The organism is Sphingobacterium sp. UBA7631 (assembly GCF_002483935.1).
Lineage (GTDB): Bacteria > Bacteroidota > Bacteroidia > Sphingobacteriales > Sphingobacteriaceae > Sphingobacterium > Sphingobacterium multivorum.
In genome coordinates, this window is the sequence record NZ_DLIX01000006.1 from 289,566 (window position 1) to 314,079 (window position 24,514).

19 protein-coding genes are annotated in these 24,514 nt (G+C 39.1%); 8 read left to right on the forward strand and 11 right to left on the reverse strand.

The annotated features are described in order from the left end of the window. The first annotated feature begins 269 nt into the window (after positions 1-269). Entirely contained in the window at positions 270-4,688 is a 4,419-nt protein-coding gene (gene dnaE / locus B3P16_RS11710; protein ID WP_070566062.1) for a DNA polymerase III subunit alpha, read from the forward strand. A 124-nt stretch (positions 4,689-4,812) separates the two neighbouring features. Further along, a complete protein-coding gene (gene trxA, locus B3P16_RS11715) occupies positions 4,813-5,133 on the forward strand; it encodes a thioredoxin (RefSeq protein WP_046671752.1) in 321 nt (106 codons plus the stop codon). 577 nt (positions 5,134-5,710) lie between these two features. Here the strand turns inward: trxA and rplI are convergent. The 7 genes from rplI to B3P16_RS11750 all read right to left on the reverse strand — a co-directional run bounded on the left by rplI (position 5,711) and on the right by B3P16_RS11750 (position 11,904). Continuing rightward, the gene (gene rplI, locus B3P16_RS11720) at positions 5,711-6,154 is read right to left on the reverse strand and encodes a 50S ribosomal protein L9 (RefSeq protein WP_046671751.1); all 444 of its coding nucleotides are present in this window, start codon (positions 6,152-6,154) and stop codon (positions 5,711-5,713) included. 15 nt (positions 6,155-6,169) lie between these two features. Beyond that, complete coding sequence (gene rpsR, locus B3P16_RS11725; RefSeq protein WP_028071347.1) at positions 6,170-6,433, reverse strand: 30S ribosomal protein S18; 264 nt, start codon at positions 6,431-6,433, stop codon at positions 6,170-6,172. Next, positions 6,433-6,801, reverse strand: a complete 369-nt coding sequence (gene rpsF / locus B3P16_RS11730; protein ID WP_046671750.1) for a 30S ribosomal protein S6 — start codon at positions 6,799-6,801, stop codon at positions 6,433-6,435. The genes rpsR and rpsF overlap by 1 nt, the downstream gene beginning before the upstream one ends. A 148-nt stretch (positions 6,802-6,949) precedes the next feature. Then, on the reverse strand, positions 6,950-7,828 hold the full coding sequence (gene dapA, locus B3P16_RS11735; RefSeq protein ID WP_046671749.1) for a 4-hydroxy-tetrahydrodipicolinate synthase: 879 nt from the start codon (positions 7,826-7,828) through the stop codon (positions 6,950-6,952). A 37-nt stretch (positions 7,829-7,865) separates the two neighbouring features. After that, positions 7,866-9,890 carry an NAD-dependent DNA ligase LigA gene (ligA, locus tag B3P16_RS11740; RefSeq protein WP_070566058.1) on the reverse strand — a complete coding sequence of 675 codons (2,025 nt, stop codon included), beginning with the start codon at positions 9,888-9,890 and terminating at the stop codon, positions 7,866-7,868. Positions 9,891-10,009: 119 nt separating this feature from the next. Then, positions 10,010-11,041, reverse strand: coding sequence for a glycosyltransferase family 2 protein (locus B3P16_RS11745; RefSeq protein ID WP_070566056.1), 1,032 nt, complete (start codon positions 11,039-11,041; stop codon positions 10,010-10,012). Further along, the gene (locus B3P16_RS11750) at positions 11,038-11,904 is read right to left on the reverse strand and encodes a lysophospholipid acyltransferase family protein (RefSeq protein WP_046671746.1); all 867 of its coding nucleotides are present in this window, start codon (positions 11,902-11,904) and stop codon (positions 11,038-11,040) included. The genes B3P16_RS11745 and B3P16_RS11750 overlap by 4 nt, the downstream gene beginning before the upstream one ends. Positions 11,905-11,991: 87 nt before the next feature. Here B3P16_RS11750 and B3P16_RS11755 point away from each other — a divergent pair, with 87 nt between their 5' ends. Both B3P16_RS11755 and B3P16_RS11760 read left to right on the forward strand, forming a co-directional pair. Further along, entirely contained in the window at positions 11,992-12,603 is a 612-nt protein-coding gene (locus tag B3P16_RS11755; RefSeq protein WP_286753196.1) for a WbqC family protein, read from the forward strand. Between the two features lie 63 nt (positions 12,604-12,666). Continuing rightward, positions 12,667-13,353, forward strand: a complete 687-nt coding sequence (locus tag B3P16_RS11760) for a hypothetical protein (RefSeq protein WP_070566050.1) — start codon at positions 12,667-12,669, stop codon at positions 13,351-13,353. 2 nt (positions 13,354-13,355) lie between these two features. Here B3P16_RS11760 and B3P16_RS11765 read toward each other — a convergent pair whose 3' ends face one another. Both B3P16_RS11765 and B3P16_RS11770 read right to left on the reverse strand, forming a co-directional pair. Beyond that, positions 13,356-14,360 carry a YihY/virulence factor BrkB family protein gene (locus B3P16_RS11765; protein ID WP_070566046.1) on the reverse strand — a complete coding sequence of 335 codons (1,005 nt, stop codon included), beginning with the start codon at positions 14,358-14,360 and terminating at the stop codon, positions 13,356-13,358. 35 nt (positions 14,361-14,395) lie between these two features. Continuing rightward, positions 14,396-16,162 (reverse strand): AMP-dependent synthetase/ligase, encoded by a 1,767-nt coding sequence (locus tag B3P16_RS11770; RefSeq protein WP_286843055.1) that lies wholly within the window; start codon positions 16,160-16,162, stop codon positions 14,396-14,398. Positions 16,163-16,423: 261 nt separating this feature from the next. Here B3P16_RS11770 and B3P16_RS11775 point away from each other — a divergent pair, with 261 nt between their 5' ends. Further along, a complete protein-coding gene (locus tag B3P16_RS11775; protein WP_070566042.1) occupies positions 16,424-16,924 on the forward strand; it encodes a hypothetical protein in 501 nt (166 codons plus the stop codon). 58 nt (positions 16,925-16,982) lie between these two features. Here B3P16_RS11775 and B3P16_RS11780 read toward each other — a convergent pair whose 3' ends face one another. Beyond that, entirely contained in the window at positions 16,983-18,728 is a 1,746-nt protein-coding gene (locus B3P16_RS11780; RefSeq protein WP_115046822.1) for a M61 family metallopeptidase, read from the reverse strand. A gap of 318 nt (positions 18,729-19,046) precedes the next feature. Between B3P16_RS11780 and B3P16_RS11785 the strand changes: the two genes are divergently transcribed. Next, the gene (locus tag B3P16_RS11785) at positions 19,047-19,913 is read left to right on the forward strand and encodes an N-acetylglucosamine kinase (protein ID WP_070566035.1); all 867 of its coding nucleotides are present in this window, start codon (positions 19,047-19,049) and stop codon (positions 19,911-19,913) included. An 11-nt stretch (positions 19,914-19,924) separates the two neighbouring features. After that, on the forward strand, positions 19,925-20,449 hold the full coding sequence (locus B3P16_RS11790) for a glutathione peroxidase (RefSeq protein ID WP_286753198.1): 525 nt from the start codon (positions 19,925-19,927) through the stop codon (positions 20,447-20,449). A gap of 162 nt (positions 20,450-20,611) precedes the next feature. On the opposite strand, the gene B3P16_RS11795 is transcribed toward B3P16_RS11790, so the two are convergent. After that, positions 20,612-21,748 (reverse strand): serine hydrolase domain-containing protein, encoded by a 1,137-nt coding sequence (locus tag B3P16_RS11795; RefSeq protein WP_286753199.1) that lies wholly within the window; start codon positions 21,746-21,748, stop codon positions 20,612-20,614. A gap of 225 nt (positions 21,749-21,973) precedes the next feature. Between B3P16_RS11795 and B3P16_RS11800 the strand changes: the two genes are divergently transcribed. Then, complete coding sequence (locus tag B3P16_RS11800; RefSeq protein ID WP_286753200.1) at positions 21,974-24,490, forward strand: TonB-dependent receptor; 2,517 nt, start codon at positions 21,974-21,976, stop codon at positions 24,488-24,490. Positions 24,491-24,514: the final 24 nt, after the last annotated feature.

The window sequence follows — 24,514 nt, forward strand, 5'->3', positions numbered from 1 at the left end:
ATATACGAAAAAAAGAGGCCGGGGGCTTTACGATTTGGTTTGATATTTACTCATGGGATACACATAAAAAAAAGAAGATTGAGGAGTTTATGATGTTATTTCTTGTTGAAGCGGAACCGGTAGGCGGTATCGTGTGGCGCTAGATTTTCTTTAGTGGATTTTCGCAAAAATCTGACATAATCTTCTCTAATAATTTCGTAAATTTCAAGTTCAAAAAAATGTAAATTGTCTTGCATTTAATGTGTTGTATTAAAGAGGGTTAGAATTTTATGTATATTATTTTCGATACGGAAACGACGGGTTTGCCTAAGCGTTGGGACGCACCAATTACCGATACGGACAATTGGCCTCGCTGTATTCAATTGGCTTGGCAGATTCATGATGAGATGGGAAATTTGGTCGAACATCACGATTTCTTGATTAAGCCAGATGGATTTGATATACCCTATGACTCTGAAAAAATACACGGCATATCGACTGCATTGGCAGAAGAGCAGGGATTGCCGCTCCAGGAGGTCTTAGAGAAATTCAATGTGGCATTGAATAAAGCCAAGTTTGTTGTTGGACAAAATATTGGTTTTGATTTGAATATCATGGGCTGTGAATTTTACCGTTATGGTGTTACGTCCAATATGGCTAATATGCCTGTATTGGATACCTGTACGGAAGTAACAGCTGAACTTCTGAAAATTCCAGGCGGTCGTGGTGGACGCTTTAAACTACCCAATTTGACTGAGTTGCATTCCTATTTATTTGGAGTGCCATTTGCTGAGGCACATAATGCAACAGCCGACGTTGAAGCGACAACACGTTGTTTTCTGGAGCTTGTAAGAAGAGAGGTGTTCACTGCCGAAGAACTTCAGGTCGATACGGGCTACTTTGTCGATTTTAAAGCCAACAATCCGGGGCCTATACCCACTGTTGGACTGAAACATATCAACCTAAAAGCAGCTTCTGATGAAATTAGAAAACGGTCTCAGCCAGATGAAGTCAAGGTTGTCGTTGATGCGGACGCGTTAGCAGCTTTAAAGGATGCCAAATTTGCCCATTTACATAACCACTCTCAGTTTTCGATCCTGCAGTCGACGATGTCGTACGATAAGTTAGTTTCGGCAGCGGTGAAGGATAATATGCCTGCTGTTGCATTAACGGACCACGGAAATATGATGGGGGCTTTTGAGTTTGTCTCTCGTGTTATAAGTCATAATAAAGAAGTTGAAGCGCAAAATGCGGAGGCAGTTGAGAATGGAGAGGAGCCTACTGGTCAGCTTTTAAAGCCAATTGTTGGTTGTGAATTTTTTGTTTGTGAAAACCACAAAGATAAGTCGAGGAAGGATAATGGTTATCAGATTGTGTTATTGGCGAAAAATAAACGGGGGTACCATAATTTGGCTAAACTGGCTTCTTTTGCTTATACCGCGGGCTTCTATTATGTGCCGCGGATTGATAAAGATCTTATTCTTCAATACAAGGAAGATGTTATCGCTTTGTCAGGTAACCTACAAGGCGAGGTGCCGAATAAAATACTGAATATAGGTGAGAGTCAGGCCGAAGAGGCTTTGCTGTGGTGGAAAGAACAATTTGGGGATGATTTTTACCTGGAATTAATGCGTCATGGTCAGGAAGATGAGGATCGTGTGAATCAAACCTTGCTTAAATTTTCCCGCAAATATCAGGTCAAAGTTGTTGCGACCAATAATACATATTACGAGAAGAAAGGCGATGCACATGCGCATGATATTTTGCTCTGTGTGAAAGATGGTGAAAAGCTATCGACTCCAAAAGGTAGGGGACGTGGATTCCGTTTTGGTTTACCCAATCAGGAATATTATTTCAAATCTTCAGATGAAATGAAGGCCCTTTTTAAAGATTTGCCCGAAGCGATTCTAAATATTCAGGAGATTGTCGATAAGGTAGAGATATTTAAGTTAAACCGCGATGTCCTATTACCTAAATTTGATATTCCTGAGGAATTTCAGGTGGAAGCCGATCTTGAAGATGGGGGAAAACGTGGTGAAAATAAATACCTGGCGCATCTTTGTTATGTGGGGGCTGAGAAGCGTTATGAGGAAATAACAGATGATATTCGCGAACGTCTTGACTTTGAGTTGGCTACCATTGAGAAAACGGGGTATCCAGGTTACTTTTTGATTGTTCAGGATTTTATTGCGGCGGCCCGGGATATGGGAGTTTCCGTGGGGCCGGGACGGGGATCTGCTGCTGGTTCGGCAGTAGCTTATTGTTTGGGAATTACCAATATCGATCCGATTAAATATGACTTGCTTTTTGAGCGTTTCTTAAATCCCGACCGTGTGTCCATGCCTGATATTGATATCGATTTTGATGACGAGGGACGTGGACGTGTCATGCAATATGTAATCAATAAATATGGTGCTAGTCAAGTTGCCCAGATTATTACCTATGGTACAATGGCAGCAAAGTCATCCATCAAAGATACAGCGCGTGTATTGGACTTACCTTTGGGTGATGCCAATGAAATTGCCAAGCTGATTCCGAACCTTAAATTATCCAAGATTTTTACTTTAGATGATGCCGGTTTAAAGGAAAAGCTAAGGACTGAGGAAATTGAAGCCGTCAATAGATTGAAATCTATTGCGGATGGTGCTGGATTGGAAGCGGAAACGATCAGACAGGCCCGGGTTTTGGAGGGTTCTGTACGAAATACAGGTATCCATGCCTGTGGTGTTATTATTACACCAGACGATATTACTAATTTCGTTCCTGTTTCTTTGGCAAAAGACTCTGATCTTTATGTGACGCAGTTCGATAACCACGTTGTTGAAAGTGCCGGTTTGCTGAAAATGGACTTTTTGGGTTTAAAGACACTGACACTGATTAAAGATACGGTTGAAAATGTCAAATTAAGTCATGGTATTGTGCTGGATCCGGATCAGTTTCCGATCGACGATGAGCTTACGTATGAGCTCTTTCAGCGTGGAGAAACCATAGGGGTGTTCCAGTATGAATCTCCTGGAATGCAGAAATACATGCGCGACCTTAAGCCGACAGTATTTGCCGATTTGATTGCGATGAATGCACTCTATCGTCCGGGACCAATCGAATATATTCCAAGTTTTATTAAGCGTAAGCACGGTATAGACCCCATTGTTTACGATTTGGATGCTTGTGAGGAATACCTCAAGGAAACCTACGGTATTACAGTCTACCAGGAGCAGGTTATGCTCTTGTCCCAGAAGCTTGCGGGATTTTCAAAAGGTGATGCCGATGTCTTGCGTAAGGCTATGGGTAAGAAGCAAAAGGCTGTACTCGATAAGATGAAGCCGAAGTTTGTTTCGCAGGCAGAGGAGAAAGGGCATAATGCAAAAGTTCTGGAGAAGATTTGGACCGACTGGGAAGCTTTTGCGAGTTATGCATTTAATAAATCCCACTCGACCTGTTATGCTTGGGTTGCTTATCAGACCGCTTATTTAAAAGCGCATTTTCCTGCGGAATACATGGCTGCGGTACTTTCCAATAACATGAATGATATCAAGCAGGTGACATTCTTTATGGAGGAATGTAAACGAATGGGCTTGCAGGTATTGGGTCCAGATGTGAATGAATCCTATTATAAGTTTACGGTAAATGAATCTGGAGCTATTCGTTTTGGAATAGGTGCGGTGAAAGGTGTTGGGGCAGGAGCGGTAGACGCTATCGTGCAAACACGGCAATCAGGATTGTATAAATCTGTTTTTGATATGGCTAAACGAATCGATCTTCGTGCGGTCAACAAGAAAGCTTTTGAGAGTCTGGCTTATGCTGGAGGCTTTGATAGTTTTGAGAATACGCACCGTGCACAATATTTTCATTCGGATGAAAATTCAACAGGAATGGAAAAGGCGATCCGATTTGGCCAGCGCTTTAAGGAAAATGAAAGTTCGGCCCAAGCGAGCTTGTTTGGTGTAGGAGGGGCTGCAGAATTGCCTGAGCCGGTTTTGGCGCCATGTCCGCAATGGGGATTGATTGAAAAGCTTAAATATGAAAAAGATGTTATCGGTATTTATCTGACCAGTCACCCCTTGGATACCTACCGGTTTGAGATTGAACATTTTTGTCAGAATTCGGTGTCAGATTTGGCCTTGATCAATAAGGTTAAGGCGGCAGAGGTCGATGAAGAGACTTTGCTTGAGTTTAATCGGATCAAGAACAAAGAATTGGTGATTGGTGGTATTATCGCATCGGCAAACCATCGATTGACGAAGACGGGTAAGCCTTTTGCGTCATTTATCATCGAGGATTATAGTGATTCTTATGATATGGCAGTTTTCGGTGAAGAATATGTCAAGTTGAAGGGATATTTGCAAGAGGGATATTTTGTGCAATTGCGGGGTTTGGTACAGGAGCGTTTCAGACAGGTTGGAAATTGGGGCTTTGAGCTACGCAGTGTGCAGTTGCTTTCGGATCTTCGTGAGAAGATGGCGAAGAGTTTTACGATCAATATTCCTTTACCTAAGTTGAACGAAGCATTTCTTGATGGTATCAAGGATATACTGGCGCAAAATGAGATCGAGGGAGTTGTGCCAAATTGTCAATTAAAGTTTAAAATCTGGGATCCCCAAGATGAAATATCTGTCGAAATGCCAGCTAAAAGTCTGAAAATAAACCTAACAAATGAATTTTTGGACTGTATAGATAAGTTTGAAGGGATAAATTACCGATTGAATTAGTTTGGATTAGAATTTGTGTAATTAAGATTACAAATACATTGGTAGTAGTTACTATCTTTGTTTATTGATTTTAGCAATTAAATAGTATTATAGATATAACTTCGGTTTATAAAATTAAAAGATTATGGCATTAGAAATTACAGATAGCAACTTTGAAGAAGTTGTCTTAAAAGCAGACAAACCAGTATTAATCGATTTTTGGGCAGAGTGGTGTGGTCCTTGCCGTATGGTAGGTCCTGTGGTTGAAGAATTGGCTAAGGATTATGAAGGTAAAGCTGTTGTAGGAAAAGTGAATGTAGATGAAAATCCAGAGATTTCTGTTCGTTATGGCATTCGTAATATTCCAGCTTTATTGTTCTTTAAAAATGGAGAAATCGTTGATAAACAAATTGGAGCTGTTCCAAAATCAGTATTGAACGAGAAATTGGAAAAACAATTAGCATAATTTAGCTGAAAAATAAAAAAAAGCCTGAAATATTATATTTCAGGCTTTTTTTTGCTGTTAAATTTTATCTATTTGAATTTTATTTATTGTTTTTTCTGATTTTTATCTTGATTTTTATTTTTTTTATGTTGTTTTTATGTTTTCGTTTATGTTTTTACGTTGTTTTTCTGTGTTTGTTTAAAAATTTGTGGTGTTATTGTAGTTTTTAGTGATTTATTGTCCTGTTTTTATGTTTGTATTTTTGGAAATTTAAAATTATTTATGATTTTTTGATAAAAAATTCAATTTAATTTGTAAAAATGAATATTTTTTCCTTCTTTTGAGTATTGAAATTGAGTTTCGAAAAGGATTTGTTTCGGTTTAACTGGTTTCGATGTTATTTTTTTGACTCGGTGGTTTTGGAGTTGTTTTTTTTAAAAAAATAGAGATTGATAAAGATTTTCCCTTTCAAATACCCTAGATTATGCCTCGCGTTGCTCTCCGTAACGCGAGTTTTTTTTGGGGGTAAAGTAGGGGTAAAACAAAAGCGGCTATCCGAAAGGATAGCCGCTTTATATTATTGACTAAATAAACTGAATTATTCAGCAATTACTTCGAAAGGAACTTGAACTTTCACTTCTTTGTGTAAGTTTAAGTTAGCGATGTATTCACCTAATTCTTTAGGTTCAACTTCGAAAGTGATACGACGACGATCTACATCAAAACCTTTTGCTTTCAACGCATCAGCAATTTGGATGCTGTTTACTTTACCAAAGATTTTACCAGATTCACCTGCTTTAGCACCAATTGAAAGTTTGATAGCTTCCAATTTACCTGCTAATTCAGTAGCGTCTTTTTTGATTTTTTCTTGTTTGAACTGAGCTTGTTTGATGTTCTCAGCTAAAACTTTCTTTGCAGATTCAGTCGCTTGGATAGCAAATCCTTGCGGGATTAAGTAGTTACGACCGAAACCTGGTTTTACATTAACGATATCGTTTTGCTCACCTAAGCCTTTGATATCTTGTTTTAAAATTACTTCCATTCTCTATCGTCCTCCTTATTTAATTGCATCAGCTAAGTAAGGTAATAAGCCGATGTGACGAGCACGTTTAACAGCTTGAGCTACTTTACGTTGAAATTTCAAAGATGTACCAGTTAAACGACGAGGTAAGATTTTACCTTGATCATTTACAAATTTCATCAAGAAGTTAGCATCTTTATAATCGATATATTTGATACCATTCTTTTTGAAACGACAGTATTTTTTACGGTTGTCCTCTACTTTAGGAGCAGTTACGTATTGGATATTTTCGTTAGCCATTAGTTTGCGCCCTCCTCAGTTTTAGTTTCAGCTTTTTTGTTGAATGCACCGCTACGTTTTTTCTCGTTGTATGCTTTGGCATGTTTGTCTAAGCTTACAGTCAAGAAACGCATAATGCGCTCATCACGTTTGTATTCAACCTCTAATTTATTGATTAATTCACCTGGAGCCTTGAATTCAGTTAAGTGATAAAATCCAGTAGTTTTTTTCTGGATTGGATACGCTAATTTTTTCAAACCCCAATTGTCTTCAGCGACAATCTCGGCTCCGCCTTCTGTTAAGATGTTTTTGAATTTTGCGATTACTTCTTTCGCAGCATCATCAGAAAGCAACGGGGTAAGAACGATTACAGATTCGTACTGTTGCATTTTGTTAATTAATTTTGTTATTTAAAATTCCACTTTTGTGGAAGTGCAAAGGTAGTTATTATATTGTTATGTTGCAATGCTTTGAAATAAAAAAGTTTAGACCCTTTCCTGGAATCTAAACTTTTTCTCAAACGAATTCGACTATATCTTAGTTCAATTTCTTTAATTCTTCTTTGATAGCTGCCTGGATTTTTTCGCTAACAGGCACTAAAGGAAGCCTTAATTGATCTTTTCCAATCCCCAATTCCTGCAGAATGTATTTTACACCAGCTGGGTTTCCTTCAATAAAACATAGATCTGTGATGTTAAGAAGTTCATTGTGGATTGATCTAGCTTCGGCATAATTGCCTTCAGCACATAACTTCGCTAATGTGGCTACCTTTTTCGGTAACGCATTTCCGATCACTGAAATGATACCAGCAGCGCCAAGCGACATCATCGGCAAGGTAACCGGATCGTCTCCGGAAATCAATAGAAATTCTGCTGGTTTATCCCGTAGAATTTCGCTGAATTGTGCAAAATTGCCGGAAGCTTCTTTGATCGCTACGATATTCGAAAAATCATTGGCCAGTCGCAATGTTGTCTGTGCTGTTATATTGCTACCCGTACGTCCAGGTACATTGTATAAAATAACCGGAAGTGGAGAGGCGCTTGCAACAGCCTTATAATGCTGGTAAATGCCTTCTTGTGTTGGTTTGTTGTAGTAAGGAGATACCGATAGAATTGCGCAAAAACCTGTTGGATCAAAGTTTTTAATTTGCTCCACAATTTCGGCTGTATTATTTCCACCAATTCCAGCAACCAAGGGTAGTCTACCGTTCACGCGCTTGACAGTAAAATCCCAGATGCGCTTTCGTTCATCATTGGTTAAAGTGGCAACTTCTCCAGTTGTACCTAAAGAAACCAAATAATCCATACCTTCGTTGATTTGCAAGTCAATTAGCTGACCTAATGCTTCGAAATCAACAGATTCATCTGAGTTAAAAGGAGTGACTAATGCTACTCCTGCGCCGTGAAGCTCGTTCATCTTGTTTTTGTATTTATATAAATTTAATTAAAAAAACTTACTTGGGATTAATGAGTTCAAATAGTTCTTGATCATTAATCATCGGGATACCCAATTTTTCAGCCTTCGCTAGTTTGGACGGTCCCATTTTATCTCCTGCCACGAGATAGCTTAGTTTGGCAGAAATGGAAGATAACATCTTTCCGCCATTGCTTTCAATTACAGCTGCCAGCTCTTCACGTGAATGTTCTGCAAATACACCGGAAATCAGAAAAGTTTTCCCTTCAAGTGAATTGCTCGCCAGGATAATCTCCTTTTCCTCAATTTCGAAATTTAAGCCATAATTCCGCAGTGCAACAATCTGTTGTTGATGAATTGGATTGTCTAAGTATTCTTTGACGCTCTCCGCGATACGGCGTCCAATATCTTGTACTCCTTCGATTTCTTCTGTTGAGGCTTGGGCTAGCGCATCAATATTTTTGAAATGCTGCGCCAATTTTTTTGCAATTGTCTCGCCGACATGACGTATTCCAAGCGAAAACAAAACTTTTTCAAAGGGTTTTTCTTTGGATTTTTCAATGCCATTGAGCATGTTATCGATTGATTTTTGACCGAAACGTTCCAGTTGTTGTAGGTCATCTTGATGGTCTTTCAGGCCATAGATGTCAACGATGTTGTGTAGCAAACCTTTCTTGAAGAAAGTATCCACGGTCTCATCTCCCATTCCTTCGATATCCATCATTTTTCGTCCGATAAAATGTTGCATTTTGCCAACAATTTGCGGCGGACATCCAGTTTCATTCGGGCAGTAGTGTACTGCTTCCCCTTCTTGCCGTATAAGTACTGTGCCACATTCCGGACAGGAAGTCGGGTAGACAAAACTTGTCGATCCCGATAACCTTTTGTCGAGGTTTACCCCAATTATTTTAGGGATAATTTCGCCCCCTTTTTCCACAAAAACAGTGTCATCTTCGTGTAGGTCGAGACGTGCGATTTCATTTGCATTGTGTAAGGAAGCGCGTTTTACGGTTGTGCCTGCCAGCTGTACAGGTTGAAGATTGGCAACAGGTGTAACAGCGCCGGTACGTCCAACTTGATAACTAATCGAGTTAAGAATGGTTTCTACACGCTCGGCTTTGAATTTATAGGATATTGCCCAACGTGGATTTTTGGCCGTAAAGCCAAGCTCTTCCTGTTGTGCGTAATCATTTACTTTAATAACGATTCCATCAATTTCATATCCTAGGTTGTGACGTTCGACATCCCAATAGTCAATAAATGCAAAAACATCGGTTAATGTGCTGCATTTTCTGCTATGCTCGCTGACGTGGAATCCCCAGTCTTTGACATGGTTTAAGCTATTCCAATGATCGTGAAATAGATTTGTTCTGTTGTCGCAGTACAAAAAGTAAAGGAAACAGTCCAATGGGCGCTTGGCAACTTCAGCAGAATCTTGGAGTTTGATGGTTCCAGAAGCGAAATTTCTTGGGTTGGCATAGGTTTGCTCCTCATTATCGGCTCGTTCCTTATTCAGGCGGAGAAAAGCTGATTTATGCATAAATATTTCACCTCGTATTTCGAATTGATCTGGATAATCTCCTTCTTTGAGTTTGATCGGGATAGAACGAATCGTTTTAACGTTGTTGGTGACAACATCGCCTTGTGTACCATCCCCGCGTGTAACGGCTTTACTTAGTAAGCCATTTTCATAAGTCAAGCTGATGGATAAACCGTCAAATTTTAATTCACAAACATACTCGAACTGATCGCCGATGATTTTGCGGATCCGCTGGTCGAAGTCAAGTAATTCCTCCTGATTGTATGTGTTGCCCAATGAAAGCATTGGCCAGCGGTGTTTTTCCGTTTGAAATCGGGAGGTAATGTCTCCACCAATACGCTGTGTAGGGGAGTTGGGGTCGGCAAAGTTGGGATATTGAGCTTCCAGCGCTTCGAGTTCCTTTAATTTGAGGTCGAAGTCGTAGTCCGAAATAACACTGTTCGCCAATACATAGTATTGATAGTTATAATGGTTGAGCTCTGCCGTTAAGTCTTTTATCTTTTTTTCAATATCCATCACCAACATTTTGCAAAATTACAAATAAAAAGTACGTTTAAATAAAATAAATAAAGAATCTTGTTGTAATGACTGCTTTATTTTTAAAATGCGGTTTTCTGCATTTTGTGTTTTGGGAAAATAATATGCTATTTAAAATCCTCTGGATTTAGCTGTGAAAATTTATGTTTGTTATTTGTGTAAAAATCAATGATAATTGATTTTCTGTAATGCCCTTTTGTATTTTCTTTCGCCTTGTATTTTTTTCGTTTTTTAGCATTTTTGAAAATATTCAAGAAGAAATACTGATGCGCACGACTGATTGCCCAAGCATCCTTAGGTTTTCTGTCGATCAGAAACTTAGCAAGGGCAGCAAAGTCAAACCAAAGCCTGATGAAAATAATCCATATGGCTTTGCCTAACGGAAGGTTTTTTTGCAGCATGACCATATTATTCCTAAAATTGAGGTAAGTCTTTTTGGGATTACTTGCATTGAGGGTTCCTCCACCAACATGATAAACAACAGATTTAGGGCAATAACCTATGCCGTAGCCCATTTTCTTTAATCGCCAACACAGGTCGATTTCCTCCATATGAGCAAAGAAATCTTCATCAAGGCCATCTGCTTCCTTCCAGGCTTTTGAGCGAATAAAAAGCGCAGCTCCAGATGCCCAAAAGATCTCAGATTCCTTATCGTACTGTCCCGCATCATCTTCTACTTCATGTAGGATTCTCCCTTTGCAGAATGGAAAGCCAAAGTAATCCAGATAGCCACCGGCGGCTCCGGCATGTTCAAACTTCTGCTTGTCATGAAATGAACGTATTTTGGGCTGTGCTGCTGCCAGGGAAGGGTTTCTTTCCAAGTATTCAATCACGGGTTCAATCCAGTTTTGGCTCACTTCGACATCCGAATTCAGGAGTACATAGTAATCAGCATCTACACGCTGCAGTATTTTGTTATAACCTCCTGCGAAGCCATAGTTTTTATCATTTTCAAGTATAGTAATCGTCGGATAGTACTGTTTCACAAATGAAATTGAATCATCATCGGAGGCATTGTCTCCAATGACAAATTCGACATTCGGATACGAACTATTATATACGGATGGCAAAAATTTTTCCAGGAAAAATCGACCATTCCAATTGAGGATAACGACAGCTACTTTGGGTAATTTACTCATTTTCTACGTTTTCTTTTCCAGCGATTATGTGACCATAACCAATATTCTGGGTTTTCACGAATAAGCTGTTCAGCAAATTGATTGTGTATATCGGTAATTTCATGCTCGCCAAAGCCACTTGGATCTTCGATTAAAGTAACGAATTTACAGAAATACTGCCCTCTTTTGGGCTTTCTTCCGATATAACAATAGACCACAGGTGCTTTACTTATTCTAGAAAGTCTTTCGGCTCCTGTATAGACCAATGTTTCCTGATTTAGCCAATTAATAAAATAATCGGAATCCGAATACAGCGGTGTTTGATCCGCAACGAGTATACTGATATTGGGCTGGCCCTTCAACTTGACGATATGACGGAGTATTTGTTTCATTGGTACCATTTCGGCGCCAAACCGTCCCCGCATGTCATTGTACACCGTGTCAATGTCTTTGTTGTTGAGTGGTTTGTATACTATCAGTGTAGGGAAGTTTGTGATTAAACTCAAACGGTGAATACCAAGCTCCCAATTGGCATAATGTGAAGTCACCCCGATTACGTTTTTGCCTGCCTCGAGGTGTCTCGTCAATTCTTCTACATCTTCCAAAGTCATCTTTTTCTTGACTTCCTCAGCCGTAATCGTTTTCAATTTGATCGATTCGACAAGGAGATCCGGGAAAAAACGGTAAAACTTTTTGGCGATAACCAGGCGTTCTTTATCCGTTTTTTCTGGAAAAGCATTCTTTAAGTTTTGAAATACAATATTCTTCCTATATCCAATCATATAGTAGAGTATGTAATAAAGCCCATCGGAGATCAAATATAGAAACCAATAGGGGAGAAGAGAGATGATATAGATTAATGCGTTTAACGCTTTTTGTTTCATGCTATAGCTAAAATTCCCAGTGTTCTTTACAAATATCCTTAATTTAAGTTATTTTTGCGTCACTTATAACAAAAATCATCAGTTTTTATGGAATCGCAGTTATTACTTCCGGCATGTTATCTTCCACCAATATCTTATTTTCATACAATACAAGAGCATAATCTTCCTTTGTTCATCGAGAAATACGAGCATTTTCAAAAGCAGAGCTATCGTACGCGGGCACGCATTGCTTCAGCAAATGGTGTGCAGGATTTGATCGTACCCATTCAACATGGCAATAAAGAACGAGTTCCCATGAGAGATATTCGGATAAGTTATGAATTTAACTGGCAACGTTTACACTGGTTAAGTATACAGACCGCTTACCGGAGTTCTGCATATTTTGAGTATTATGAGGATGATTTTATACGGTTTTACGAAGGTAAATATGACTATCTCGTCGATTTTAATGTGGCCCAGCTGGAGCTTATTCTAAAATCAATCAAACTTAAACGAACAATAGGGTTTACAGAAGCGTATGTGGCCGAGCCGTTAGAAGCGATCGATTTCCGCAACCTTATACATCCCAAAAAAGAAAGTATATGGCCTGATCCAAAAGAATATTATCAGGTTTTCTCTGATAAAAATGGATTTTACCCAGATTTGAGTATTATCGATTTGTTGTTCAACCAAGGGCCGCAATCAAAAAGTTATCTATAGTCGGACGATTTTTTGAACAAAATGCGTTTAATATTGTTGTTATTCAATATTGAACGCATTTAAATGAAACAATTCTTTTTTACTTTTCTCCTTCTTTCTTTGTGTTGGAGCTCTATACGGGCTCAGGGCGGCGTTGATACGATACATTATCGAAAAGTTTACTATTGGGGTACAACCGGAATGGGTTTTCCGATCGGGAAAACCAAAGATATACTTTCGCCAAAGTTTTCGGGTAGTATTGGTTTAGATATATCCCTGAAAAATTCAATGTTTTTTGTATCCCCCACGCTTTATACACTTTCATTTAAGTACAAACAACCCTTAATTGATCCCGATTTCGAATACCGCATAGAAGATGCCAATACGAATTTCTATACTTTTTCATTCTCGGGCGGGATTAGGAAACAGATGCGTAGACTGAATATCTACGGTTTTGCTGGGCCTGGCGTTGGTCTGGCGAGTGAGCCGAGAGCGCGTGTGCTGGCAGATCAAAAGCTCGTCAAGATGGAGAATAAAAATCATCTGAATTTTTCCAGTAAATTGGGGGCTGGCGCAGATTACAAATTTAATGGCTTCTTTTTAGGGCTCGAGCTTGGTTATCTCCATAATTTTAGGAAGATACAGGATAGGCCTGTTAATATTTTTACCGTCATGATCGGGTTAAAATCCGATATCACGCAGATTGGAGACAAAGTCATTGACGTCATCGGTATAGACGGTTCCATCAGTGGTAAAAAAGACAAAAAATAAATTTATTGTTTTAAGACCTGAATGGTGTCTCCAACATGTGCTTCGGCGTCGCTTCCTGTTTTTTTAACTTTTTCCGTCTGTTCAACCGCTACCGCAAATGTGGAAGGCACAATGCCCGCGCCAAATTTAATGGCATAAAACTTGGTGAATTCTGCCCCAAAATACAATATCGCAGCCGAATAGTAGATCCATAATAACATGACAATTATCGATCCTGCGGCTCCATAAAAGCTGGCTGTGGAAGAGAGATTCAGATAGATTGAAATGCCGTACCGGCCTAACATGAAAAGTAAACCTGTAAAAATGGCTCCCCCGAGCATGTCTCTGAATTTTACTTTGGCATCGGGAAGGAAAGAAAAGATAAAGCCAAATAAAATGACAATGACCGAGAAAGTGATGCCTGTATTTACCCACGAGATAAGCGCAATGGGAATAAAAGGAAAATAGGTCATAACTAAATTGGTCACGGCAACGATAACTCCATTGATCATGAGTGAAGCAATTAGTAAAAAGCCCAAGGCGATCACGATGGAAAAAGAAATCAATCTATTGATGATCAATTTTAACCAGCCTTTTTTGGGTTTCGGTTTTACTTTCCAGATATTGTTTATGGAGTCTTGTATATCAACGAATAAGGTCGTAGAGGAGAGAATCAATGTAACAATGCCTATCGTGATCCCCATATTAGATTTATTCTCGAAAGTTATCTTTTGAAGATAGGACTGGATCTGCGTTGTTACATCCTGTCCAAAAAGAACCATGACTTCCTCCAACACCTGATCCTGCGCCGAAGATCCACTCTGAAGATGTTCTCCGTAGAAGAAGCCGATACACCAGATCACAATCATAAGAAGTGGGCCGATGGAGAAGACAGTATAGTAAGCCAATGAAGCACTCTTCTTCATACATTTGTCATCATTGAATCCATTAAAGGCATCAACTAAGACATGCCAAATGTTTTTCCAGTAGGCGAGTGTAAATAAATCTCGTAGTGTAACGTGCTTCATAATAAGATGATCAGCCCCAATAATCGTGCAAATTGCTATTCTTGGTTTTGTTCCTGATACAATTTGTCGATTACGGCTTCGTTCTCTTTTAAAATAATTTTTCGTTTTAAACTCAATTTTGGTGTCAATTGACCGTCGTTGATTGTCCATTCCTTTGGAAGAAGAATAAATTTCTTGACAATTTCCCAATGCCCAAAGTTAGTAGATAATCGGTTAATTTCTTCCTGATATTTTTGGATTAGTTCTGGATTTTTGATGATTTCTTCGTTTGAACCACTGGAAATACCTTTTTGGCTTGCCCATTTTGACAGCACATCAAATGCAGGAACAATCAAGGCTCCAGGAAATTTTCTATTTTCTCCGAAAACCATGACTTGTCCGATTAAGGTAGATTCCATGAGTTTGTTTTCAATGGATTGGGGGGCAATATATTTACCACCTGCCGTCTTAAACATTTCCTTTTTTCGATCGGTGATTTTAAGGAAACCATCGGATGTTATTTCTCCGATGTCGCCTGTTTTGAAGAATCCATGATCGTCAAAAGCCTCTTTCGTGGCTTCTTCATTTTTATAATAGCCAGTCGTGATACTAGGACCTTTGACAAGGATTTCGCCATCTGAAGCAATTTTAACTTCTAAGTTTTTGAGGGGTTTCCCTACCGTCCCAAATTTCAATCCATTGGGTAAGTACGAGTTTACCGCAATTACGGGGGAGGTTTCAGTTAACCCATAACCTTCGAGCACTTTAAGTCCAGCAGCCCAGAATACACGCGCTAAACGTTCTTGAAGGGCAGCGCCACCTGACACGATAATTTTAATATTTCCGCCAAGAGCTTCTTGCCATTTGGAAAATATGAGTTTTCTAGCAATCGCAAGTTTGAGATTGTAAAGCGGTCCATTTCGTTCAGGTTCTTGAAATTTCAGGCCGAGATCAACAGCCCAGAAGAAAATTTTCTTTTTTAATCCCGTTAAGGCTTTCCCTTTTTCAATAATCTTATCGTATACTTTTTCCAGTACACGCGGTACTGTGGTGAAGACATCCGGTTTGACATCGTTGATATCGGCAACGACATTGTCTAAGGTTTCCGAAAAATAAATCTGAATTCCTTTCGAATAGTACATATATACTACCATGCGTTCAAAGATATGGCATAGCGGAAGAAAGCTTAGCGCCGTTTTGAAATCTGATCGGATGAGATGATTGCAGGCCAAGACGTTGCTGTATACATTTTTGTGGGACAAGTATACGCCTTTAGGGCGTCCTGTGGTACCTGAAGTGTAAATTAAGGTTAGCAGATCATCTTCTGTGACTGCATCACGAAGCGGAGCTAGATCAGTTGAGTCATCTTTTGCTGTTTCGATGAATGTTTTTAGCTGGGTATAATTTTCAATGGCATCAAAAGTATACAGTTGTGGGTGTATACCGTGCTCCCTGATCGCTTGTTCAATACGGTTTGTCAATTCGCTGTTGCTGACAAAGAGTACATTGACATCCGAGTCATTCACGATAAATGAAAGATCCTGTGCAGATAATGTGGGATAGAGGGGAACAGTTGCGAGACCGATTTGATTGCAGGCAAAATCAACTAAATTCCATTCGGGACGGTTGCCGGACATGATTCCGACCCGATCACCTTTTTTGAGGCCTAGTTTCAGTAACGCCCTGCTTAAGGTGTCAATCGCGTCGGTGTACTCTTTGGTAGAATACGTTTTCCACTGGCCGTTTCCATCTCGACCTGCCACCATGATGTCCTTTGCGTATTTTTCTTTATATAAGGTTATAAAGTCAAAAATTCTGCCCATATCACTTGAGTTTATTTGGTTACTACTACATGCTGTATTAATCTAAATATACAGAAATAAAGTTGGATAATTCGGGATTATTGTCATAACAAATTAAACATTGTTTCGTTATAGCTGTAGTGGATATTTACTCTATTGAAAAGGTCCTTCATAGGGGAAGTTCTGGTAAATAGTTTTTATGTGCACTGCAATTATATTGCATATAAAAAGCAATTTATCTATGTTTGAAAAAAATGTAAAGCAAAAAAGCGTACGATTTTTATGAGAAAAATATTTTTGGCTGTCGGTGGAATGCTGATGTTTGGAGCATTATCCAATAGAGCTATGGCTCAGTTGGACAATAAGGGTGCTATTGGTGGACGTTTTGGGTCTGCTCAGGGAATTACATATCGTCATACGCTTAACTCGGACCATGCATTGGAGGCTATCATGAGCATTCAGAGCAATTCTGATTTCCGCCGTTTCCGCGTTGTTGGTTTATATGAAATCTATAAACCATTGACTGGAGGATTCAATTGGTATTATGGTTTCGGTGGTAGCGTAGGCTCTTATAAAGAGAAAGATAAAATTATAGATGGTCAACGTCATTCGTTTGACTCACAACTCAATTTAAGTATCGACGGTATTGTTGGTATTGAATATAATATTCCCCAAGCTCCATTTCAGATCTCATTGGATGTAAAACCTTATTTCGATTTTCTAAACGAATCCAGTATCAAATTATTTGATCCGATCGGTTTTTCGGTAAGATATAAATTTTAAAAAAGAATAGCGGGATCTCCCGCTATTCTTTTTTAATTTTAATACTAGTACTTTCGTGTTATGCCATCCAGATTTTACCCAGCAATTCCTGTAAAAAGGTTTGTTCTTTGAGCGGACGGATTTCATATATCTTTTTATTGCTCTTTCTGATCTGAACAGGTATTTCACGCACTAAACCATCTCGTGCCACCAGGAAGTTTAATGTTTCCCCCTCTTTAGCATGTTGAACAATGAAATCAATTTCCTTGTCTTTCACGTCGAGCCTGTTATTATTAATTGCAATCAGTTCGTCTTTTACATTCAATCCGGCGTCATACGCACCAGAGCCTTTTTCCACTGTTGCTACCGAAATTAACCCATCCACTTTGTTGGTCGTAATGCCGAATGTCAATGTGTTGTTATCAATATTGGTATCCACAATTTCGTAACCAACGAGATTAAAATAATCGTTATAATCCAGTTCTCCGTCCTGATGGGCAGCATTGAAAATGTCGTCTAACGACGTGCCTGCGATGCGTTCAGCAAGGCTTCTCAATTCATTTTCTTCAAATCCGCGATCAAGTTTTAGGTAGAACTCCTCATAAGCCTCACGGATAACATCATCCAATTTTAGTCGACCTTCTGTAGCAGCGATAATTTTAATATCCAACAATGCTGTCAGCATTGCCCCCTTGTTGTAATAGGAAATTCCTGAATTCATCGAATTTTCATCAGGCCTATAATATTTAATCCAGGTATCGAAACTTGAGGCTGCGGCAGACTGTATCGCATGACCCGGTCGGTTCAGTACAATATTGAAATCGTTAGCTAGCAAAGCGAGGTACTCTTTTTCATCATAAAATCCACAGCGTTTAATAATTAAATTATCATAATATGAAGTGAATCCTTCCATGATCCAGAGGCCTGTGGTATAGTTCTCGCCATCGTAATTAAACGGTCCTAATGCTTTTGGACGTAAGCGCTTGACATTCCATAAGTGAAAATATTCATGTGCAACGAGACTCAAATAGTTTTTGTAGCTTGTCTCATTTAAATACGCATTCCTCGACGCTCCCAATACTGTTGAATTGAGATGTTCTAGGCCTCCACCTCCAGATTGGTAATTGTGGGTAATAATGACATATCGCTCATTGGGGTTCGAACCCCAGATGCGGGTTTCCTCTTCGACGATACGTGTGATATCTTTCGTCAGACGGTCTTTATCATAACTACCACCTCCGACCATGGCGCATTCATGCTCGACACCGGCAGCTTGGAATTTCCAGACATCTTGGTTACCCGCTTCGATGGGCGTATCGTATAATACGTCAAAATTTGGTGCATAAAACTTATGTTCTTCAATTTGTTCGAGTCCTGTTGATATACTTGCCCAAGAATCTTTTAGTGCTATGCTGACTGTTGAAGGACTGTCTATACGGCCATCGATATGAAAGAAAGTTGCCGTAGGCACAATAAAAGCATGATCACTATCGAAAAAGTTGGTACGCACAGAAACTTCAAAACCGTATACAGCGTAGATTACTTCGATTTGATCCAAAGATTCTGTGGGTATTCGCCAGGTATTTTTTGAAATTTTCTGATAGGAAATCGTATTTCCTGTTTTGTCAAATGATCGAAATCGTTCTACATTTTTAGCATATTCACGAATTAAATAAGATCCAGGAGACCAAACTGGCATTTTTAGATCGACATAAGGCTGGTTGAGCTTTGTGATGCTCATTTTTACTTCGATGTAATGAGCTTGTGCTTCTGAAAATGATACCTCAAAATGTATTTCGGGTATGTTGAAAGGGTCACTGTCCATGAAAGATGATTTTAGTATGAGCTTACAAAATTACAAGTATCGTACGCTTAACCAAACAAAAAAAAAGATTGTTGGTTCTACAATTATGAATCAGCTGCTTCCTGTCATCANNTGATGACAGGAAGCAGCTGATAGTATCCTCCAATATACATAAATTTATTTAAGAAATGAGGTATAATTCGATGGCAAAATTGCTGCTTTGGATAAAACGACGGTTTTAATTGGGCTGGGGAGATGAAGCAAAAAATCTGTTTTTTATCAGAATTTTTGCTAAGTTTGATACAGTAGTTTATAGGGGGAAAATAATCAAGAATTTGTATGATCTTAGTTGTTGATAGCGGCTCTTCAAAGTCGGATTGGAAGTTGGAATTGCCAGATAGTGCGCCTATCTCATTCAGTACAAATGGACTTAATCCTTTTTTTGTGAATGAAAAGGAAATCACACGTGTTATTAAGGAAATACCCGAAATTATTCCCTATGCCGATGAAGTTACTGAGTTGTATTTTTTTGGTGCGGGATGCATTACGCCCGATCGTCGGGAAATGGTTTCAAATGCATTGACACCCTTATTCGAAAACGCTTACATCTCTGTTGAGAACGATCTTTTTGGTAGTGCCTTAGCGACCTGTGGTAATAAAAAAGGTTATGTAGCGACATTGGGGACGGGGTCTGATTTGAGTTTTTTTGACGGGGAGGAGCTTATGCCCTCACATAATGGAAATGGCTACGTATTAGGTGATGAGGGGTCGGGGGCTTATTTTGGAAAAAATCTGGTCAGGCTTTTCCTATATGGCCGTATGCCGAAAGATCTGAACGAAAAATTTGCGAACAAATACAGAATCAATAAAGAGATTGTCATCAAAAATGTTTATCAAAAAGAACGTCCAAATGCTTTCTTAGCATCTTTTGCGCCGTTCATGTCCGATAATATTACCCATCCCTATATTATAGATCTGGTAAAGAGTGGATTTGAAGAATTTGTTCAAGCTTCAATTCTGACCTATCCCGACTATAATAAATATGCATGTCACTTTGTGGGTTCTATTGCGTATAGTTTTGATTTAATCTTGCGGGAAGTCTGTGAAGCACATCAGATACAGGTAGGGACCATTTTAAAATCTCCTATCAACGAGCTTTTTGATGCGGTATTGGAAAGAGAAAGTAATTCATTGTTAAGTCTTTAAAATAATTAAATATGATTATTGCAACTATTATGGTGTATATGTCAATGTTATTTGGCAATCCCAGCTTTTATGATTTTAAGTTTACGACACTTGAAGGGCAAGAAGTGAAAATGTCCGATTTCAAGGGGAAGAAAATATTGATCGTGAATACAGCCTCGAAATGTGGTTTTACAAAACAGTACAAAGATCTGGAGGAATTGCACAAGACCTATGGCAATAAGCTCGTTATTATTGGCTTTCCGGCAAATAATTTTGGACAACAGGAACCGGGTTCAAATGCGCAGATTCAAGAGTTTTGTGAACAAAATTATGGTGTTGATTTTTTAATGGCCGAAAAGGTCGATGTAAAAGGAGATCAAATTTCACCCTTGTTTAAATATTTGACCGCTCAGGAGAACCCAGATTTTAAAGGTGATATCAAATGGAACTTTGAAAAGTTTTTGATTGATGAGAACGGCAAACTTGTCCATCGTTTCCGTTCTGCGACGAATCCGCTGGATCCTGCTATTGTAAACTGGGTGGAAAACAAGAAATAGTAAAAATAACAAAGTAAAAAAGCTGNNCAGCTTTTTTACTTTGTTATTGTCCAGTTGATACGAAGGCTCCTGGTTTTGCCATAAACCGGGACAAGGCTCTATTTTATGGGTTTGGCTTTCGTTTATTTATTAAACTTTTGCCTATTTGATGTAAGCCGTTGCCTATTCAATGTAAGCATCGTACAGGGCGCTAATGCAGTCTTCAAGCAAAGGGTTGAAGTCATCGCTGTCGGGAATATTGCAGCCGTTTGTAATGACAATAAAGCCATATTTCTTTGCAGGGTTGAAAAATAGTGCACTATAAAGCCCGTAAGCCGAACCCGTATGGCCTGTCAAAGTAATCCCCGGTATAATTTTAGAATTATTCATCATAGCTAATCCATAGCCCGATTCTTTATTTACAGCGGTCTGCATAATCTTCGCATACTTTTTATCGATGATGTTTTTTCCCTTGCTATGGCCGTAATTCATATGCATCATCATGTATTTAGCTAAATCTAAGGCAGATATTTTCATTCCACCTGTCGGAGAGAGCACAGGAGTGCTATAGCCCAAGATGTACTGATTGAGTTCCTCCCGACGTGGATTATAGGCACTGGGTTCTTCATGCGGTGTACCTTTAGCATCAAAGGAATATAAAGGAACAAATCTTCTTTGGTCCAAAGAGTCGATACAATAACCACCATATAGGTTGAGCGGTTTGAGGATATGGTTAACAATATAGCTGTCGACGCGTGTATTGGTCAGTTTCTCCAGAACAGCTCCTGCCATATTAAAATTGAGATTACAATATTGGTATTGTGTGCCGGGTTCATAAAGATTGTAGGAATCTTTCCAATTGGGGTTCTTGGATGGATTGATGACATCTAGGTTGAAGTAACCGTTTTTATCATTGATACTGGAGGTATGGGAAAGGATCATCCGGACGGTGATTTTTTTGCCTGGAAAATTCGGATTTCTGATTGGGAAACCTATCAAATCCCCGAAGTCGTCGTCGAGTTTGCATCGGCCATCCGCTATTAATTGCATCAATGATGTTGCGGTGAATGACTTTGAAATCGAAGCAATCCGAAAGAGGTCATTTTCTCCGAGAGGCGTTTTGGTTTCCAAGTTTTTGTAACCATAATTTTTGTGATACTCAATTTTATTGTTTTTGACGACGACCACACTGAGCCCTACGGCATTATACCGACGCATAATTTCTGTAAGATCATGATCAACCTGTGTGTGCTGGCCCAGCAAAACTGTGGGAACGAATAGAAAAATAAAGACGGCGAGTAGGAGCTTATACTTTCTCATTGGATTGATTAGTTGGGATGTTAGTTCTGGTATAAATGTAAGGAAATACTGATGAATAATAGAAATAGTTACAATGAATCCGTGCAGCATATCATAGTTGCTATACAGCTCAATCATGCTTTATTAGCTTAATAAACTATTTTTATTTAAAACTATTCTAAACAATGAAATAATATCGTATGTTTGCGCCGACAAATAATTTTTACGAACTCACAATTTATTAACATGAAAAGAACTTTTCTAGGACTTGTTTTAAGTCTAGGATTGGTAGGAGCAATTCATTTGGATGCATCGGCGCAAAGTAAGGGGATACATGGCCGTGTTAAAACCAAAGATGGTGCACCAATTGAATCGGCTACAGTAACCATAGTTTCTTTAGGTAGGTCTACTTCGACTTCAGGTGATGGAAGCTTCCATTTCTCTAATCTTCCGGATGGAACCTATACTATTCGGATCAAAAGTATCGGAAATGGAGTCGAGGAGCGTACTATAGAGGTTAAAAATGGAAAGGCGATGGCCGTGAATGTTGCTTTGAATATTTCTGAATCTCAATTGGAACAAGTGGAAGTCGTGGGCTACAACTCGCACAACAGCAAAACAGTGAATGTGGGTAAAGCAGGGATTATTGACCGGGATTTGCCGCAGAGTGTACAAATTATAAACGAACAGGTAATTGCGGATCAACAGGTTAATCGCCTGAGCGACGCGCTAAAAAATGCAAACGGTGTCGCGATGGGAGCGAACCGTGGTGGGGTCAACGAAAATTTTTACGCAAGGGGCTATAGCTTAGGCGGGAATAATATATTTAAGAATGGCGCGCGAACCAATAATGGAGGTTCGATTGAGGCGAGCACCTTAGAATATGTCGAGATTTTAAAAGGAAGTTCTGCTTTGTTGTATGGCGGTGTATCTGGTGGGGCCGTAGTAAACCTAGTGACGAAAAAGCCTAAATTTTATTATGGAGGCGAAGCGTCAATGCGTGTAGGAAGTTATGACTTCTATAAACCAACAGTAGATGTGTATGGTCCAATCTCCAATAAGGTTGCATTCCGGGTTATCGGAACTTATGAAAAAGCGGGTAGCTTTAGGGATCAGGTCACATCAAAACGTACATATATAAATCCTTCTGTTTTATATAAAATATCCGATAAAACTGATCTCAACTTTACATTCGATTACTTAAAAAGTGATTTTACGCCGGACTTTGGAATGGGGACCGTGGATGGTAAGTTGAATAATGAAGTTGGAAGAAACACTTTTATGAATGTGCCTTTTGCTTTCAACAGAACAAATACCTCAAACGGGCAGATCAATTTGAACCATAAGTTTAATGATTCATGGAATTTAAACGCAATAGCAAGTTACCAAACCTACGATCGTGATTACTATGGATCAGATCGGATTCAAGCGAATAAAAATGGAATTGCTCCACGGAATTTAACCCGATCCAAATCAAATGAGTTTACAGCCAATCAGCAATTGAATCTAACAGGAACTGTAAAAACAGGGGCGATCAAGCATAAGATCTTGGTGGGAGCAGATGCCGATCAGTCGCATTCAAATGCGTATGCCTATAAAATTGATGCATCTAAAAATGTGGGCGGTGTATACGATTCTATTTATGTCTTTAATCCCTCGCAAACTGCGCAGCATTTGGCTTCGGGAAATGGACTTCGGACAGATATGCCACAAGCGGATTTATTGACCAAAACAACGACGGATATCTTTCGTTATGGCGTATTTTTTCAGGACCTAATAGAAGTTACTGAACAATTTAAAGTGTTGGCTGGTATTCGCTACACGTATCAGCGTACACCGAATTCGGAAAAGTATACTTATGCGACGAATCAATCGGAAGAGATTATTAATCTAGATGGTCAAAAAAATCCGATTGGAGCAAAAGTGGATAAAGCATGGTCGCCTAAATTTGGATTGATCTATCAGCCGATCCGCTCATCAAGTGTCTATGTCACTTATGCGAATAACTTTACATCGAATTCGGGATATGATGTGAATTATCAACCGATGGCTCCCTCCATCATCGATCAGTATGAGGCCGGTGTGAAAAATGACTTTTTCAACGGTAGGTTATCCGCAAATGTTGCTTGGTATAGAATTAACAACAATCGCTTTGCCCAACAGTTATTGGTGCTTCCGAATGGAACAAGCAATAGCGATGCAAATATGAAAGAATTTTCTGGAAAGACGGCTTCAAGCGGATTGGAAGTTGATGTTACTGGAACCTTACTTCCAGGACTGAATGTAATTGCAGGTTATTCCTACAATTATATGCGTTATACCGAAACCAATCCGATTTCAAGTTATACAACCATCGTTGATGGTAAGGAGAAAGTGACTGAAATTTCTGGGAACGAAGAAAATGTACGTCTGGTAGGAACCACAGCACATACGGCTAATGGAACCGTGTTTTATACCATTCAAAATGGGACAGTTAAAGGACTGAAATTAGGTTTTTCCGCATTTTATACAGGTCGACGTAATGCAGGTTGGAATAATACTAAGATCAATGTACGCGATGGCCTCAATCGTCTGATCTCTGTTAGTCCATTTACGACCATAGATTTCTCCGCTGGTTATGCTTATAAAAACTGGAGTATTTTGGGTAAATTATCCAATATTACCAACGCGTTTAATTATTATATCCATGAAAACTATAGTGTGAATCCGATTCCACCGCGTAGTTTTATGGCAACATTGGCTTATAAATTCGAGAAGAGATAGTGCTACTCTTTAACATAAGACACG